This window comes from Sphingobacterium daejeonense (assembly GCF_901472535.1).
In the GTDB taxonomy this organism is placed as follows: domain Bacteria; phylum Bacteroidota; class Bacteroidia; order Sphingobacteriales; family Sphingobacteriaceae; genus Sphingobacterium; species Sphingobacterium daejeonense.
In genome coordinates, this window is record NZ_LR590470.1 from 1,313,362 (window position 1) to 1,328,579 (window position 15,218).

Genomic DNA, 15,218 nt, shown 5'->3' on the forward strand with positions numbered 1-15,218 from the left:
AGAATAAAATGACGGAAGACTTTGTAAATAAGGTAGAGGCGAGTGGAATTCTGACTATAGATTTGTTGGATTTTAAACCAAAAGAATCAAGTGTAGGATTGGACATAGCTGACTTTTTGCATTTGGGTTTGATGTTGAAAGAAAAAGAATTCAAGGAGAAAATAATTGCTTTTGACTGGAAAGCATTCAGCGGTAAATCTGTTGCTATTTTTTGTTCTTCCGATGCAATAGTTCCAAGTTGGGCATATATGCAGTTGGCAAATTCCCTGACAGGAATAGCAAGTCATTTGGATTACTGTGATGTTGAATGTTTGGATTTAAAGATATGGCAGGAGAACATTCAGAATGCTGATTTAAGCCAATATCAAGGTGAAAAAGTAGTTGTTCGTGCGCATCAATCTGTTCATCCTTCCTTATATGTTCTGATAACTCAAAGGCTAAAAGGTGTTGCTAAAACTATCATGTATGGTGAAGCCGGTCTTCCAAAAGTCATTACAAAGAATTAAAAAAAAATGAAAGCTTTAATATATAATGGTGCATTAGAGAGAAGGAGCACTTCAACAGCTTCTAAAATTTCAGAATTTTTGAAGCAAGATTTAGAGAATAAAGGGATTGAGGCACAAATTTTTAATGTTGCTGATTCGGGGATTCCATTGTTTGACTTCACTCTAAATAGTACTCCCAAATCTGTTGAGATCATGAATCATACATTTCGCAGTGTGGATATGCAAATTTGGTTGACTCCATTATACCATGGTAGTATGACAGGGGTAATGAAAAATTGCTTGGACTGGTTGGAATTCAGCGCCAAGATGCCACAACCTTATTTAAGTGGACAGCGCGTAGGCTTAGTTTGTTGGGCAGATGGTGTGCAAGCTATGCAAGGGATAAATGCGATGGATGCTGTTGCGAAATCATTGCGAGCATGGACATTGCCTTACGCTGTGCCCATTCAAAAGCTTGAGTTTTATAATGAAGAATTTGAAATCGCCCAAAAATATCAGGAACGATTCAGGATTTTAAACAATCTTTTGGTTGATGGGCCAGTAATTACTAAAAACTAACCACATGGAAAATTACATTTTATCATTTAGAGCACCATTGAAAGCTCTATTGCAAAGACAACAAATATTTGAAAAACTAGGGAAAGAATATCCTCAGTTGGGTTCCATATCAATTGATATGGATGATAAGCAGTATGTAATAAATGTACATTCACCAAGTCGACTGGAGAACGAAATTCAAAATACTTTATTGACATATGGATATAGAATAGCTTTTGTAAAAGCTGTTTCATATAGTACACTTGATCCTAAGGTCAAGACGGCTTAATATTTTTCATTTCTATTTGTCTAGCGAGTCATTCTGAAAGGAGCGGCTCGCTATTTTTATTAAATGTTATTTTTACAGGACAGCGCAGGATGGATGGGAAATACTTTCTTGTTAGATTTGGAATAGGGCATTGGTACTGCTTTAAAAATAAAACCTAAACTCAACCTTAGTGATGGGTTATAGTTAGACTGGAAATTGTCTAGTATAGTTATAACCCCTTACTTTTAAACATCAACTTAAAAACAACAAACAAGGAATAAATAATTCTATAACATAGATCATCATTAATTAAATTGGTTCATATGGGTTTTCAACACCCGTTTCTGTAAATTCCCCAAAGCCCTTTGGGGAATTTTTTTATACATTTGAGTATGTCATTAGAACAATTTTCAGGGTATACATTTAGAAAGGCTGAGCCACGTGAGGCGACAGCTATATGGTCTATTATTCAAGAGGCAATAGCTAAAAGAAAAGAGGAGGGTAGCAGTCAATGGCAGGATGGCTATCCGAATTTGGATGTTGTGAAGCTGGATATCGAAAAGGGCCAAGGCTATGTTAGTTTGAACGAAGCTGGAGAACTTACGGGATATCTTGCTTTAATTTACGATGGTGAGCCTGCGTATGAAGCGATTGCTGATCAATGGTTAACAAACCGCCCATTCTCCGTTGTTCATAGAATAGCGGTAAGTCAGGAAAAGTATGTCAAAGGGCAAGCTACCTGGATGCTTGAAGAAGCCGAGAAGGAAAGTTTGAAAAATGGATTTCTGAGCTTGAAGGTGGATACGAACTTTGATAATGTAGGAATGTTGAGGGTGTTGGAGAAATTGGGCTATGTGTATTGTGGGGAGGTTTATTTTAGGGGAAGTGCAAGAAAAGCTTTTGAGAAGAAATTAGATGAATAGCATTATAAAAGAAAGAGGTTCTGCTGAACCTCTTTTTTTGGAATTCGTTTTCCTGTTTGTCACCAAACCCAATTATAACAACAGAGCGTGTTATAAAATGTTTCATTGACATTTAACTTTCTTCTAGCTTGGTAATTTACCGACTCTCATAATAATTTTCCAAGTCACTTGTTTTGCTTCGGTTTCATCTTTCCAGAACGGTTCCAGTTCAGTTTTGAGTTTTGAGAGTGGATTCTTTTCTTCTTGTTGGATATATCTTTGTGTAGCAGACCAACTCAATAAGTGTCCTAAGAAATCTTGCAGGTTATATTTTTTTCGGATAAAAAACTCTGGTGGTTCAATTTCTCGAAAAGGGAAAGGGATAGTTGTATATCCCTGTTGGAGCAATTTGATTTCAGATGGCCAATAAGGTCCAACAATTTTATCATGGAAATGTTGGGTAATTGGATCAATATCTTTGTTGACAATGGGTACAGCGTATGCCCATACGGCGATTATTCCATCTTTTTTAAGGACTTTTTTTGCTGCTTCATAAAATTTGTCGATATCGAACCAATGGATTGCCTGTGCTACCGTAATAATATCTACAGAATTCTCATTTAGCTTAGGTTCTTCAGCTTTTTCTACATGATACACTACTTTATCATGGTCGAAAGCATTTTTTATTTGGGCCTCACTAGGGTCAGAGGCATAAACTGCTTCATAGAAGTCAGCTAAATGTATTGCGGATTGACCATTGCCAGTTCCGCAGTCCCAAGCTAAGTCGTGGGCAGGAGTTAAGCTACTAAGATAATCATACAACTCGTGAGGGTATGATGGTCTAAACTGAGCATAAATAGATGCTTGTTTAGAGAAATTGTCACTAAATGTTGCCATAGTACCTTTTTTTTACATCTATTTGTCAATTAAATTTACAAATAATTGATGAGCAAAAAGGCTATTCTCTCAGATAAATTTTATTGATTCTTGATGCTTAAAATTTTCAATTAAGTTTTTTGGAAATCCTCATCCTTAGGACATTCCATTCTTCTCCATTGAATATTGTTATTCTCTTTTTAAAAGGAATTACTTCAAATCCCACTTGCCTGTAGCAATGTATTGCTTGATGATTCCAATCGTATACATTTAAATCGAGTTGTTGAAGATTGAGTTCATCAAAACCTTTTTTGCAAACCGCTGATAACAATTCTTTGCCTAATCCTTTTCCTCTGTAATTTGGGTCTCCTATAATAACTCTACTGATCAAACCGATTCCAGGTTCGTCAACTTGAATTTCAGCATGTCCTATAACATTGTTCTCAGGAAATAATACGCCTTTGAATACATGCCTCTTGCTCTCATTCAAATGAGCCTCTAATTGGTCTGTCGATAGCGGATATTTAAATTTTGTTCCTGCAAATTGAACCAAAATTTTAGCGTCAGTAACCCATGAAATTAACCGTTGGAAATCTTCCGAACTGAAAGGTTCGAGTTTTATCATTTAAAAAGGTTCTTTATTTTGATTCAAGGTTCAATTCACACCAAATAGCAGGGGATCCATCATAATCAAATTGTTCACCAAAGTTAAACCCTAGTTTTTTTAATATATTCTTAGATCCGGTATTTTCAGGATGCACAGTTGCTATGAGAGAATTTAATTTTAAATTGTTTTTTGCATAATCAACTATTGCATTGCATGCTTCTGAAGCATAACCTTTGCCCCAATGGCGTTGCTTGAATCGATATCCGAGGTCATAGACATTAACTCGGCCGTTGACAGGCTCTGTAAGAAGTTTTAACCCGCACCAACCGATCATTTCATTAGTGTCTAGACTCACAACTGCCCATCTGCCAATTCCGTTTTCAACGTATTGATTTTGAATATACTTTATAGCATTGTCTATTTCTTCCATGGAATGAACCGGCTGGTTAAAAATAAATTTATGAACTTGTGGATCTGAATCCATTTCATATAAATCGTCTCGATCCGTCGCTAATATTTCTCGAAGGATAAGTCTTTCTGTGTTGAGTTTTGGAGTCATAAAAAACTTGATAATTGAAATTAAATATAATAATGATGTTTTGTAATTAAGTTGTTTGTCGATTTTATTCGACAATAATTATTATAAATCAGGGTTACTATGGAATTCATTCGGCTGTAATTGATTAATTTAGGGGTTTGAATTATTCAAAAAACGTTCGAATAAGAAGAATTTTACTACCTAAGAAAACCATAAATTAAAGCCATCGAATCCTGATGGCTTTTTTAAACGCCTCATCACTTAACATTAAATTAATATACTTATTTAAAAATTTAAATAAATCCAACTTAACTTTTCATAATTTTTAATTTATATTTTAAAATTAGTTTTTATGTGGTTTTCTATATTAAAATTTATAAATAATTGTGAGTTAGGAGTATAGGATTAAAGTTAAAATGTTTTATTTATTATAATTCGATAAATGTTTGATTTTTTCTTCATTAAAAATATTATAAAAATTTTGTTTTAATAATAAAGTAATTGAAATATAGTTACTTTTGTATCGGTAATTCCTTTGGGTAATAAATAAATTTTTATTGCAGATTAAAATTGATAATCGCGATAAGCAGGAGTGTTATGTTCAATAAGTAGCAACCTTCTGTTTATGTGCAATAAAGCTACAGCAACATGATTTTGGGGAGGTGTTCAGCTTTTAATTATCATAATTCAAAAAATATGGAAATACCAAACAACACCTTGGAAGGGCAAGACCTCAAGAATAGGCTACAGGAAGTGGCGACCAGTTGTTTTACATCAACTAACAATCTTGAGAATTTAAGTGAAGAGCAACAACTTCAAATTATTAATCTATTTGATCGTATCAAATACAAAGATATTATCGATCAGGGATTTTGGAGTTTGGGAGGTGGCCTAAATCACTACAAACTAAGTTTGAATGAGATAAAATTGACGGTTTTGGAGATTTTATCTTCTAGATCTGACGACAAAGAGAGATTGATTTTGAAAGAAATCTTCTTATTCCTTAACATTCTCGATGAGCCAAGTTTTTATCAACTTTTTGCGTTGAGACAATTGCTACATTGTCCAGAAGAAATCTTTAATGAGAAAGTTAAAGAGGTTCAAGGCAACTATTTTGCGTAAAATCTAGAATTAAGACATTAGACATAAGGCTTTAGAATATCCTTTCATAATAATTACATTTTTTTCATACAATCTGCAACACATAAGGCAATAAAAAATTTTAGAATAGTTCCTTTTTAGAGCTTTATGTGTTGTTTCAAATTTGATTTTCTTTAGCCTTATGTCTATTTAATAGTCTAGAACCAAGTTGCCTAATTGACCTAATTTTCCTACTTTTATTTCAGCTACTCTTTAATAATCTCGCTTATTAAAGATATGCTCGTTTGAACCAAATAAACTTTTATGCTAATAACACAATTAAACCCTGAACATCAAGTTTTCAGGGAAAGTCTTCGTTCATTTATTCAAAAAGAAATCCTTCCTAATGTTGATACTTGGGAGGAAAATGGTGAAATTGATAAGTCAATCTGGAAGAAAATGGGTGATATGGGCTATTTAGGTCTTATATTCCCTGAAGAATACGGAGGCTTAAATTTAGAATTTGATTATTCCAAAATATTCTGCGAAGAATTGTCGCAATGTTTTTCTGGCGGATTCACGATTTCTGCTTTGGTGATTGAATATATGTCGGCAACCTATCTATGGAAATATGGTTCAGAATTTTTAAAAGAAAAATATCTTACTCAAGTGATTGCTGGTGAAATGGTGAGTGCCGTAGCAATTACTGAGCCCGGTGCAGGCTCCGATGTTCAAAATATCAAAACTACCGCAGTAGATGAAGGAGATCATTTTGTAGTGAACGGTTCAAAAACCTTTATTACCAATGGTTATTATGGTGATTTTTTTTATCACTGCAGTAAAAACAGATCCCAAAGCTGGAAAAAAAGGTGTCAGTTTATTGCTAATTGACCGAAATGCTGCAGGTGTGACCGCCAATAAGATAAAAAAGATGGGTTGGTTAGCTTCAGATACTGCTGAATTGGGTTTTGATAACGTCATTGTTCCTAAAGAGAATTTAGTTGGTGAATTGGATGAAGGGTTTAAATATTTGATGGGTGGATTGCAGCTCGAAAGATTGACGGCAGCTATTCACAGCTTAGCTACTGCTGAATCAGCCGTTAATTATACCTTGGAATACATCAAGGAAAGATCAGCTTTTAACAAACAATTGAAGGATTTTCAAGTTATTCGTCATAGGGTGTCTCAGATGATGGCAGATATATTGGTGCAAAAAGCATTTGTGCAATATTGTTGTGATTTGCAGAATCAAGGTGTTTATGCAGTAAAAGAATGTTCTATTGCCAAATTGCAATGTAGTGAGCTCGCTGTCAAAGTAATCGGGAATGCTTGCAGCTGTTTGGTGGTTATGGTTTTACTGAGGATTATAAAATATCAAGGCTTTACAGAGATGCAAAAGTCGGAACAATTATAGGAGGAACTTCAGAAATAATGCTAGAGATTTTATCAAAAATATTCATTGATGAAATTGACTATGCATCACGATAGATAACAGTCTAAATTAATTGATAATGAGCAAAATTAAAGAAAGAATTAAAGAGCAAATCAGCGTGAGTAAGAATGCTGACGGAGTTTATCAATTAAGATGGATCAACGTGCGCACAAGTCCGCACGACCTTTCTATAGACGAATTTAAGTTTTGTACAGAGCTTTTATTGTCCGTTTTAAAGAAAGAAGATTGTACTAGTTTACAATTAATCTTAGAGGGTAAGTTCGAAAATGCAGATTATGCTGAATTGATTGACCAGTCCAAAAATGATAGTTTTATAAAGAAACTCGACATTATTGATGGTTTGATCTTAGAATTATCGGAAATAGAAAAGCCAACAGTCGTTCTGTTCGATAAAAGGTGTACAGGTCTTGCTGCTGCTTTTCTTCTCTTGTTTGATAGGAGAATTGCGATTGGACCAAAAGCAAAATTGGGATTCCCAGAAGGTTCCCTTGGCATGTTGACAGGGAATGGTAGTTTTACCAAACTTATCAGTATCCTCAAACCTGAATATTGTTATGATCTATTGACTTCGGGCAAATTGATAAAACCAGAGGAAGCCGAAAAGGTCGGTCTAATTAATGGACGGATTTCCTCGTGGGATCAGGTTCAAAATTGGTTGGCAGAAAATTCAGAGGTTAATCAACAAGACAAATTCAAGTGGAAAATAGACAATGCTGTATTGCAGGAAGGTACGGATATCTTAAATTCTAAGTCTTTAAAGCCTTCATTAATGACTGAAGTTCTACTTGGTTTATTAAACGCATCTGCTGGATTGAATTTCAAGGAATTGTTGGAGCGTGAGCATCTGGCATATTATGGCATATTAACGGCTAAAGAAACCACGGCTAGAGTACGAACATTTCATTATGCAATTCAAGAAGCTATTGATAGCACTGAGGATTTGGAAGAAGAAGATTCTATTTCAAAGGTTGGTGTTATTGGTGCTGGCATGATGGGCTCGGGCATCGCTTATGAAGTTGCCAAAGCTGGAATCGATGTCGTTTTGAAAGATGTAGATCTTCAAAGTGCTGAGAAAGGAAGAGCATATTCAGAGAAAGTTTGTAATAAACTGATCGAGCTTGCAAAAATGAAAGAGGAGGATAAGCCGAAAATCATGGAGCGCATTTTGGCCACCGAAGAACTTGAAGACCTGGATGGTTGTGAAATTATCGTTGAAGCAGTATTTGAAGATAAACGATTGAAAGCTGATGTGATAAAGGAAAGTAAAGGATATTTGCAGTTGAGTGGGATATATGCCTCTAACACAACATCTTTACCGATCGGGAAATTAGCAAAGAATTTCGATGATCCAAGTCGTTTTATAGGTTTGCATTTTTTCTCTCCTGTTGACCGTATGGCTCTTGTAGAAGTTATTTGTGGAAAAGAGACATCCGATATCACTTTGGAAAAGGCTTTACATTTTGTGGGCAAGTTGAATAAAATTCCTATTGTAGTCAATGATGGAAATGCATTTTTCACTTCTAGGATTTTCTTTTACTATTTGTTGGAAGGAATTACGATGTTGCTGGAAGGAATTCCGATGGAGCGAATTGAAGTCGGTGCTAAAAACGCTGGTTTTGCGGTTGGTCCCTTGGCTGTTTTGGATGAGATTTCATTGCCATTGATGGTACATGTGTATGAACAGTTGCCGGAAATGAGTTATAGCCAAAAAAGGGTTTATAATTATTTGCAAAGAATGATCAAGAAGGGTAGGACAGGAAGAAAATCGAGTCGTGGATTCTATGATTATCCAGATGATAAACCGAAGAAATATTATAAAGACCGCGAACTAACTAAACTCGATACTCAAATTTCTGATAAGGATATTCAGGATCGATTATTAGGTGTTTATGGCCCTTGATAGCTATCGATGTTTGGAAGAAGAGGTTTTAAATTATCCTGAAGATGGAGACGTTGGTTCTGTGTTGGGAATTGGATTTCCAGCTCAGACAGGAGGTGTTTTCAGTTATATCGATAATATAGGGTTGGATGAATTTATCAAGAACTGCGAAAGCTTTTCGCAATATGGAGATGAGTGGGAAATTCCTGAATCATTGAAGAAATTGCGTGATGAAGGTTTTACATTTTATGATGGATTTATTTCGCACTGGCCTTAAGAAAAAACAAAATGGGGAATCAAGCGATTCCCCATTTTTTTATACCATTAGATCAACCAGTTCATGAACTGGTATTTTTGTTATTTTATCGTATTCTAGCGTATTGTCAAGGATTGTTTTTTGTTGTTTTTCTGCAAAAACACGGGCTAAATTAATCTTGTATTTTTCTAACAATTTAGGGATTCCTTCATCTCTACGTCTTCTGTGACCGATCGGATATTCCACTACAACTTCATCGAAAAAAGTACCATCATTCAATTCTAATGTCAGAGCATTTGCGATTGAGCGTTTTTCTGGATCATGATAGTCTTTGGTAATTTGTGGGTCTTCAAAACATGTTATTTTTTCACGGAGCTCATCGATTCTTGGATCCGAGGCAACATTGTCTTCATAGTCAGCAGCTGTAAGTCTTCCGAAGATTAGAGGCACTGCTACCATATATTGAATGGCATGGTCGCGGTCAGCAGGATTGTGCAATGGTCCTTTTTTATCGATTATTCTGATAGCGGCTTCATGCGTTCGGATTTTGATCGATTTGATGTCATCTGAAGTTTTCCCAGCATCTTTAAGTTGTTGATGCAAAGTCATTGCTGCTTCCACAGCTGTTTGAGAATGGAATTCTGCAGGGAATGAGATTTTGAACAGTACATTTTCCATGACATACGTTCCGTAAGGTCTTTGGAATTTAAAAGGGTTTCCTTTGAAAGAAACATCATAAAATCCCCAAACAGGAGCAGTTAAAACTGAGGGATAGCCCATTTCACCTTTTTGAGCAATTAATGCCAATCGTACGGCTCTTGAGGTCGCATCACCAGCAGCCCATGATTTCCTGCTTCCGGTGTTTGGTGCATGTCGATATGTTCTTAACGATTGGCCATCTACGAATGCCAAGGATAGGGCATTGATTAGTTCATCTTTGCTTAGACCCAATAGTTTACTGACAACAGCGGTTGAAGCTACCTTTACCAAGATAACATGGTCAAGACCTACTTTATTGAATGAATTCTCTAGTGCTAGGACACCTTGGACCTCATGTGCCATAACCATGGCTTCCAAGACTTCAATCATTAACAAAGGTTCCTTTCCCTGAGCAATTCGATTTCTAGAGATCCAGTCTGCAACGGCAAGGATTCCACCTAGATTATCTGACGGGTGTCCCCATTCTGCAGCTAACCATGTATCGTTGAAATCTAACCAGCGCACCATTGCCCCGATATTGAAAGCCGCTTGGATAGGGTCTAATTGATAGGGTGTTCCAGGAACTTTAGCGCCATGAGGAACAATTGTCCCAGGTACAATAGGGCCTAGCATTTTTGTGCAGGCAGGATAAGTTAAGGCTTCAAAACCACAACCCAATGTGTCTAGAAAGCAATAATGTGCCGTTTTTAGAGCTAGATCACTATCTATTTTATACTGTAGGATATAATCAGCTATATCTACTAAAACTTGGTCTGGATTGGGTCTGTTGTTTGAAATATGTGAAGACATTATTTTATTTAAATGATTGTTGAATTATTATTTTCTTTCTGATATTGGAATAAATTCTCTGTTTTCTGGTCCAGTATAATTTGCACTAGGTCTGATTATTTTTCCATCCTCTCTTTGTTCAATTATATGTGCTCCCCATCCAGAAATTCTTGACATAACAAATAATGGAGTGAACATATCTGTAGGGATGCCCATTAAATGGTAAGCAACTGCGGAAAACCAATCTAAGTTGGGGAACATTCTTTTTTCATCCCACATAACTGTTTCTATCCGTTCGGCGATATCAAACAGGCGCATATCACCAGCTTCTTCAGAAAGCTGTTTAGCGATTTTTTTTATCACTTGATTTCTAGGATCGGCAATCGTATAGACTGGATGTCCAAAACCAATGATTACCTCTTTGTTAGCCAGCCTTTTCTTGATGTCAGCTTCAGCTTCATCAGCATTGGCATATCGCTCTTGAATTTCATAGGCAACCTCATTGGCACCGCCATGCTTAGGGCCCCTAAGTGCGCCGATTGCTCCTGAAATTGCCGAATAGACGTCAGAACCAGTTCCTGCTATTACTCGAGAAGTGAATGTCGAGGCATTGAATTCGTGTTCTGCATATAAATTTAGCGAAACTTGCATTGCATGAACCCAAGAAGACCTAGGTTCTTCACCATGTAAAAGATGAAGAAATTGGCCACCCAATGTTGCATCAGAGGTTTCGACATCTATTTCTTTCTGATTATGACTGAAATGGTACCAATATAATAGTGCGGATCCCATACTGGCCATTAAACGATCGATTATATTTCTAGTAGTGTCAACTTCGTGAATAAGTGGTTCTGGCTCCAGAGTGCCAAAAACCGAAACTGAAGTTCTTAAGACATCCATTGGATGCGCAAATTCTGGAATTAATTTCAAGACATCCTTTAATGGTTGAGGTAGTCCGCGATCAGCAATTAATTTTTGTTGATAATGTTGAAGTTCGGATTCAGTTGGAAGATGACCATGGATTAATAGGTAAGCTACTTCTTCAAAGGTTGCTTTTTCTGCAAGATCTAAGATGTCGTAGCCTCTATAATGAAGGTCATTTCCACTTTTTCCTACTGTACATAATGCTGTGTTTCCAGCAGGAACACCCGAAAGGGCAACGCTTTTTTTAGGCTTAAACCCAGTTTCATTGGCTTCTTTCATATCATTTGTTTTTAAATAATTGGTCTAATTCATTCTCATAACGATAGTAATCTATGCTTTTATATAGTTCTTCTCGAGTTTGCATAGTATCGATTACATTTGCCTGAGTTCCATCTTTACGAATATGTTCATATACATTTAAAGCTGCTTTATTGGCCGCCCTAAATGCGGATAGAGGATATAAAACAATGGAAACTCTGGCTTTTTTAAGTTCTTCAACGGTGTATAGATCCGTCTGGCCGAACTCTGTGATATTGGCAAGGACGGGTAATCCTGTAGCTTCGGCAAATCTGGTGTAATCTTCGATTTTTCGAACGGCCTCTGCAAATATAAAATCGGCACCTGCTATTTGATAGGCTACAGCACGATCCAGAGCTTTATCCAAGCCTTCAGACGCTATGGCATCAGTTCTTGCACCAATTAAAAAATCAGGGTCTTTTCTTGCATGTACTGCCGCTTTTATGCGGTCGACCATTTCTTCTGTTGATACTAATTCTTTACCTGGTCTGTGGCCACAACGTTTCGCCCCAACTTGATCTTCCATGTGGATACCGGCAGCACCTGCCTTCTCAAGTGATTGTATCGTTCGTGTAATATTGAATGCGGAAGGTCCAAAACCTGTGTCAATGTCTACCAATAAAGGCAGTGAACATACATTTGTAATTCTTTCTACATCGATAAGCACATCTTGAAGACCTGTAATACCTAAATCTGGAATACCTAAAGAGCCTGCAGCTACACCACCACCTGAAAGGTAAATAGCTTTGAATCCGGATTGTTCAGCCAACAAAGCATGGTTGGCATTGATAGCACCGACTATTTGGAGTGGAGTTTCGGATTGGATAGCATCCCTTAATTTTCTTCCTGCGGAATCCTTCATATATTGATGGAATTTTTAAAGTTTATAATAGATATTTTTGAAGACAAAATTGAACTTGGACTGCCAATTTGCCTCTCTTTTAAAGGTAGGAAAATTTATGGGTTAATAGAATTTTCTGACTGGAAAAGATGAATAAGAAATTGACTTAAAAGGATATAAGGATAGGAGGGAATGTTGCAAGTTTGCTTTACCGATAAAGTTTTCTTGTTTCAATAAAAAGATCGATTTGATTCAAGATAATTGGCAGTTTTTTAAGAATTTCATGCGACCAAAACCTAAAATACAGTGTATCCTAAATCTCTCAGAGCTTTATTACTTGCGAAGTCTTTTTGAATGTTTCTTTCAATTTTGGGAATCCAAAATTCTTGATTGGATTTGATATTTTCTCTTGCTTCTTTCCAATTGTATCCGTGCCAAAATTCCCCATCGACAAAGATGGCTAACTTATATTTTTTGATCACAATATCAGGAGTCCCCGGGAGTTCATTTTGATGTATTCGATAACGAATATTTTTTGACCAAAGAGCTTTCCGAAGTTTGATCTCAGGTTTTGGAGTTTTTACTTCTGATTTTAGACATGATTTTGCTACGCTTTTTACTGGTGTAAAAGCCTTGTGATTCCTCAAAGCGTGGCACTTTGATAGGTTTGTCATCCAAGAGGTAGTTAATCATAATTCAAAATTAAGAAGAAAATAGGTACATCAACAAAGAAAATAAAATAAGTTAAAATCATATGTTTTAACATATTTTTCCTACACTGTAACAAAAGAGTGTAATTATGTTCAAATTTGTTTACCAAATGATTTTTTAAGATTTTCGCCCGAAAATAAACCTTAATAATAACATAAACCTACTTAACTAATGAAAAAACAAACTGGTTATTTCAGGACGCTGACCAAAATTCTACTGTTCAGCGGTTCACTTAGCATGGTTCCAATTTCTCCGTTATTTGCAGACTCAGCCATTTACTCTGTTATTCAGCAAAGTATCACTGGGTCTGTCAAAGATTCTAATGGACAACCTCTAGCTGGCGCTACGGTTTCTGTAAAAGGAACTCAAAACAAAACCCAATCCGATGTAAATGGAAATTTTGAATTGTCTAATGTTCCAAATGGTGCAGTCATAACTGTCACTATGATTGGTTATTTGAACAAAGAAGTTCCTTCAAATGGAAACGCAATTTCTATTGTATTAGAAGATGATCCTCAAGGATTAGATGAAGTTGTAGTAGTGGGTTACGGTTCTTTGGACAAAAAAGAATTAACAAGTGCGGTTACAACTATCAAACCTAAAGATTTTGTTCCAGGAACAGTATCTCCGTTGATGTCTATGCAAGGAAAAGTTGCTGGATTAAACGTATCATCGAATAATGGTTCTGATCCTAATTCGCAAGTTACACTACAATTAAGAGGTGTCAATTCTGTGAATGCTGCCCAAGGTCCATTGGTAGTAATTGATGGAGTTCCTGGTGGGGATGTAAATTCTGTAGCTAAGGAAGATATTGAATCCATTTCAGTTTTGCGTGATGCATCAGCAGCAGCTATTTATGGAACAAGGGCATCTGGAGGTGTAATCTTAATCACAACAAAACGTCCTCAAATTGGTAAGCCTAGTGTAAACTTTACTTCAGAATATTTTATGGAAAGTATCAGAAGAAGACCACAGGTTTTATCTCCTGAGAAATTTGTTGAAGTAGGATTAGGTGGAAGATTTAGGGTATAGGACAGATTGGTATAATGAGGTTACCAATAAGAACCCGTTCAGCCATCGCCAAGTTCTCAATGTAAGTGGTGGTTCTGAAGATGCTAACGTATATGCAACATTTACGAAAAGAGATGCAAAAGGTATAGCAATTGGTTCAAAACGTGGTGAAATCGGCGGTCGTATTAATACAAACTTTAGATTCTTTGATGGATTTGCAGAATTAATGTCCAATGTAAGTTATAATCAAGTTGATGCAGACTTCACAAATAATGACATCTTCAATATGGCAATGGTTTTAAACCCAACTGAAACTCCATATAATCCTGATGATGTAACTGGTTATCATGTGTTTAACGGTGGTTACGATTATTGGAATCCTGTAGCAGAGGTTATGCTACGTGATGACAGAAGGCAGTATCGATATTTATTGGCAAATTCAACTTTGAAGTTAAATCTTACTGACTTTTTAAGTACCAGTGCAACTGTTGGTATTAAGAGCAATTCAGAGCACGGGAGTTTCTTTCGTTCTGCTCAACATAGATTGTCAAGGTTAGATGGAATTGATGGATATGCAAGTCAAGATTTCAATCGACATTTGGATCGCGTATTTGAATGGACTGTTAATTTTAACAAGCGTTGGGAACAACACTCTGTGAATGCAGTAGGAGGTTACAGTTATCAAGACTTCAATGGTCGTGGTTTTAGTGGAAACAACTCTGATTTTCCAGTTGATGGAATCAAGGAAAATGATATGGGCACAGGAAGCTTTTTGCCGGATGGCCGCTCAGGTCTAGGGTCTTGGAGAAATCCTTGGGTTAAATTAGCTGCATTCTTCGGTCGTGTAAACTATTCATATTTGGATCGATATATTGTGACTGCAACTGCACGTTATGAGGGGTCTTCTAAATTTGCTCCTGAAAATCGTTGGGGATTTTTCCCGGGTGTTTCCGTTGGATGGAGAATGTCTCAAGAACCTTTTATGCAGGATATAACTTTTATAAACGACTTGAAATTTTAGAGCTGGATATGGTGAAACAGGAA

General features: G+C 36.3%; 17 protein-coding genes and 1 pseudogene. 11 read left to right on the forward strand and 7 right to left on the reverse strand.

Going from position 1 to position 15,218, the window contains the following annotated elements; all coding sequences use genetic code 11:
* Nucleotides 1–8 precede the first annotated feature (8 nt).
* The 4 genes from FGL31_RS06290 (at nt 9) to FGL31_RS06305 (ending at nt 2,234) form a co-directional block, all read left to right on the forward strand.
* On the forward strand, nt 9–506 hold the full coding sequence (locus tag FGL31_RS06290; protein WP_138090096.1) for a DUF2480 family protein: 498 nt from the start codon (nt 9–11) through the stop codon (nt 504–506).
* 6 nt (nt 507–512) lie between these two features.
* Nucleotides 513–1,064, forward strand: coding sequence for an NADPH-dependent FMN reductase (locus tag FGL31_RS06295; protein WP_138090097.1), 552 nt, complete (start codon nt 513–515; stop codon nt 1,062–1,064).
* Between the two features lie 4 nt (nt 1,065–1,068).
* Nucleotides 1,069–1,332, forward strand: coding sequence for a hypothetical protein (locus tag FGL31_RS06300; protein WP_138090098.1), 264 nt, complete (start codon nt 1,069–1,071; stop codon nt 1,330–1,332).
* 371 nt (nt 1,333–1,703) lie between these two features.
* On the forward strand, nt 1,704–2,234 hold the full coding sequence (locus tag FGL31_RS06305) for a GNAT family N-acetyltransferase (RefSeq protein ID WP_138090099.1): 531 nt from the start codon (nt 1,704–1,706) through the stop codon (nt 2,232–2,234).
* 123 nt (nt 2,235–2,357) lie between these two features.
* Here the strand turns inward: FGL31_RS06305 and FGL31_RS06310 are convergent, their stop codons facing one another.
* The 3 genes from FGL31_RS06310 to FGL31_RS06320 form a co-directional block, all read right to left on the reverse strand.
* Complete coding sequence (locus tag FGL31_RS06310; protein WP_138090100.1) at nt 2,358–3,110, reverse strand: class I SAM-dependent methyltransferase; 753 nt, start codon at nt 3,108–3,110, stop codon at nt 2,358–2,360.
* A 106-nt stretch (nt 3,111–3,216) separates the two neighbouring features.
* Nucleotides 3,217–3,714: a GNAT family N-acetyltransferase gene (locus FGL31_RS06315; protein ID WP_138090101.1), complete on the reverse strand. Its 498-nt coding sequence runs from the start codon at nt 3,712–3,714 to the stop codon at nt 3,217–3,219.
* A gap of 13 nt (nt 3,715–3,727) precedes the next feature.
* A complete protein-coding gene (locus FGL31_RS06320; protein ID WP_138090102.1) occupies nt 3,728–4,255 on the reverse strand; it encodes a GNAT family N-acetyltransferase in 528 nt (175 codons plus the stop codon).
* Between the two features lie 675 nt (nt 4,256–4,930).
* On the opposite strand from FGL31_RS06320, the gene FGL31_RS06325 reads away from it, so the two are divergent.
* The 5 genes and pseudogenes from FGL31_RS06325 to FGL31_RS06340 all read left to right on the forward strand — a co-directional run bounded on the left by FGL31_RS06325 (nt 4,931) and on the right by FGL31_RS06340 (nt 8,923).
* Nucleotides 4,931–5,356: a hypothetical protein gene (locus FGL31_RS06325; protein ID WP_138090103.1), complete on the forward strand. Its 426-nt coding sequence runs from the start codon at nt 4,931–4,933 to the stop codon at nt 5,354–5,356.
* A gap of 282 nt (nt 5,357–5,638) precedes the next feature.
* Nucleotides 5,639–6,205, forward strand: a complete 567-nt coding sequence (locus FGL31_RS23160) for an acyl-CoA dehydrogenase family protein (protein ID WP_197734109.1) — start codon at nt 5,639–5,641, stop codon at nt 6,203–6,205.
* A 142-nt stretch (nt 6,206–6,347) separates the two neighbouring features.
* Nucleotides 6,348–6,802 (forward strand): annotated as a pseudogene (locus FGL31_RS24690) (acyl-CoA dehydrogenase family protein).
* A gap of 23 nt (nt 6,803–6,825) precedes the next feature.
* Nucleotides 6,826–8,667, forward strand: a complete 1,842-nt coding sequence (locus FGL31_RS06335; protein ID WP_138090104.1) for a 3-hydroxyacyl-CoA dehydrogenase NAD-binding domain-containing protein — start codon at nt 6,826–6,828, stop codon at nt 8,665–8,667.
* Nucleotides 8,657–8,923: a hypothetical protein gene (locus FGL31_RS06340; protein WP_171017564.1), complete on the forward strand. Its 267-nt coding sequence runs from the start codon at nt 8,657–8,659 to the stop codon at nt 8,921–8,923. Before FGL31_RS06335 ends, FGL31_RS06340 begins: the two co-directional genes overlap by 11 nt.
* Before the next feature lie 39 nt (nt 8,924–8,962).
* Here FGL31_RS06340 and FGL31_RS06345 read toward each other — a convergent pair whose 3' ends face one another.
* From FGL31_RS06345 to FGL31_RS06360, 4 genes are all read right to left on the reverse strand, one after another.
* Nucleotides 8,963–10,411 carry a bifunctional 2-methylcitrate dehydratase/aconitate hydratase gene (locus FGL31_RS06345; protein ID WP_138090106.1) on the reverse strand — a complete coding sequence of 483 codons (1,449 nt, stop codon included), beginning with the start codon at nt 10,409–10,411 and terminating at the stop codon, nt 8,963–8,965.
* A 27-nt stretch (nt 10,412–10,438) separates the two neighbouring features.
* Nucleotides 10,439–11,593: a bifunctional 2-methylcitrate synthase/citrate synthase gene (prpC, locus tag FGL31_RS06350; RefSeq protein WP_138090107.1), complete on the reverse strand. Its 1,155-nt coding sequence runs from the start codon at nt 11,591–11,593 to the stop codon at nt 10,439–10,441.
* A gap of 1 nt (nt 11,594) precedes the next feature.
* Nucleotides 11,595–12,473 (reverse strand): methylisocitrate lyase, encoded by an 879-nt coding sequence (gene prpB / locus FGL31_RS06355; protein WP_099370436.1) that lies wholly within the window; start codon nt 12,471–12,473, stop codon nt 11,595–11,597.
* 275 nt (nt 12,474–12,748) lie between these two features.
* Entirely contained in the window at nt 12,749–13,126 is a 378-nt protein-coding gene (locus FGL31_RS06360) for a very short patch repair endonuclease (RefSeq protein ID WP_232046313.1), read from the reverse strand.
* A gap of 208 nt (nt 13,127–13,334) precedes the next feature.
* On the opposite strand from FGL31_RS06360, the gene FGL31_RS06365 reads away from it, so the two are divergent.
* Both FGL31_RS06365 and FGL31_RS27580 read left to right on the forward strand, forming a co-directional pair.
* The gene (locus FGL31_RS06365) at nt 13,335–14,195 is read left to right on the forward strand and encodes a carboxypeptidase-like regulatory domain-containing protein (RefSeq protein ID WP_138090108.1); all 861 of its coding nucleotides are present in this window, start codon (nt 13,335–13,337) and stop codon (nt 14,193–14,195) included.
* Entirely contained in the window at nt 14,176–15,195 is a 1,020-nt protein-coding gene (locus FGL31_RS27580; RefSeq protein ID WP_138090109.1) for a SusC/RagA family TonB-linked outer membrane protein, read from the forward strand. Before FGL31_RS06365 ends, FGL31_RS27580 begins: the two co-directional genes overlap by 20 nt.
* Nucleotides 15,196–15,218: the final 23 nt, after the last annotated feature.

Excerpts from the sequence above, each read along its gene's own strand:
- FGL31_RS06290 (WP_138090096.1), top strand. The coding sequence starts at position 9 with ATGACGGAAGACTTTGTAAATAAGGTAGAGGCGAGTGGAATTCTGACT.
- FGL31_RS06295 (WP_138090097.1), top strand. The coding sequence starts at position 513 with ATGAAAGCTTTAATATATAATGGTGCATTAGAGAGAAGGAGCACTTCA.
- FGL31_RS06300 (WP_138090098.1), top strand. The coding sequence starts at position 1,069 with ATGGAAAATTACATTTTATCATTTAGAGCACCATTGAAAGCTCTATTG.
- FGL31_RS06305 (WP_138090099.1), top strand. The coding sequence starts at position 1,704 with ATGTCATTAGAACAATTTTCAGGGTATACATTTAGAAAGGCTGAGCCA.
- FGL31_RS06310 (WP_138090100.1), bottom strand. The coding sequence starts at position 3,110 with ATGGCAACATTTAGTGACAATTTCTCTAAACAAGCATCTATTTATGCT.
- FGL31_RS06315 (WP_138090101.1), bottom strand. The coding sequence starts at position 3,714 with ATGATAAAACTCGAACCTTTCAGTTCGGAAGATTTCCAACGGTTAATT.
- FGL31_RS06320 (WP_138090102.1), bottom strand. The coding sequence starts at position 4,255 with ATGACTCCAAAACTCAACACAGAAAGACTTATCCTTCGAGAAATATTA.
- FGL31_RS06325 (WP_138090103.1), top strand. The coding sequence starts at position 4,931 with ATGGAAATACCAAACAACACCTTGGAAGGGCAAGACCTCAAGAATAGG.
- FGL31_RS23160 (WP_197734109.1), top strand. The coding sequence starts at position 5,639 with ATGCTAATAACACAATTAAACCCTGAACATCAAGTTTTCAGGGAAAGT.
- FGL31_RS06335 (WP_138090104.1), top strand. The coding sequence starts at position 6,826 with ATGAGCAAAATTAAAGAAAGAATTAAAGAGCAAATCAGCGTGAGTAAG.
- FGL31_RS06340 (WP_171017564.1), top strand. The coding sequence starts at position 8,657 with ATGGCCCTTGATAGCTATCGATGTTTGGAAGAAGAGGTTTTAAATTAT.
- FGL31_RS06345 (WP_138090106.1), bottom strand. The coding sequence starts at position 10,411 with ATGTCTTCACATATTTCAAACAACAGACCCAATCCAGACCAAGTTTTA.
- prpC (WP_138090107.1), bottom strand. The coding sequence starts at position 11,593 with ATGAAAGAAGCCAATGAAACTGGGTTTAAGCCTAAAAAAAGCGTTGCC.
- prpB (WP_099370436.1), bottom strand. The coding sequence starts at position 12,473 with ATGAAGGATTCCGCAGGAAGAAAATTAAGGGATGCTATCCAATCCGAA.
- FGL31_RS06360 (WP_232046313.1), bottom strand. The coding sequence starts at position 13,126 with ATGACAAACCTATCAAAGTGCCACGCTTTGAGGAATCACAAGGCTTTT.
- FGL31_RS06365 (WP_138090108.1), top strand. The coding sequence starts at position 13,335 with ATGAAAAAACAAACTGGTTATTTCAGGACGCTGACCAAAATTCTACTG.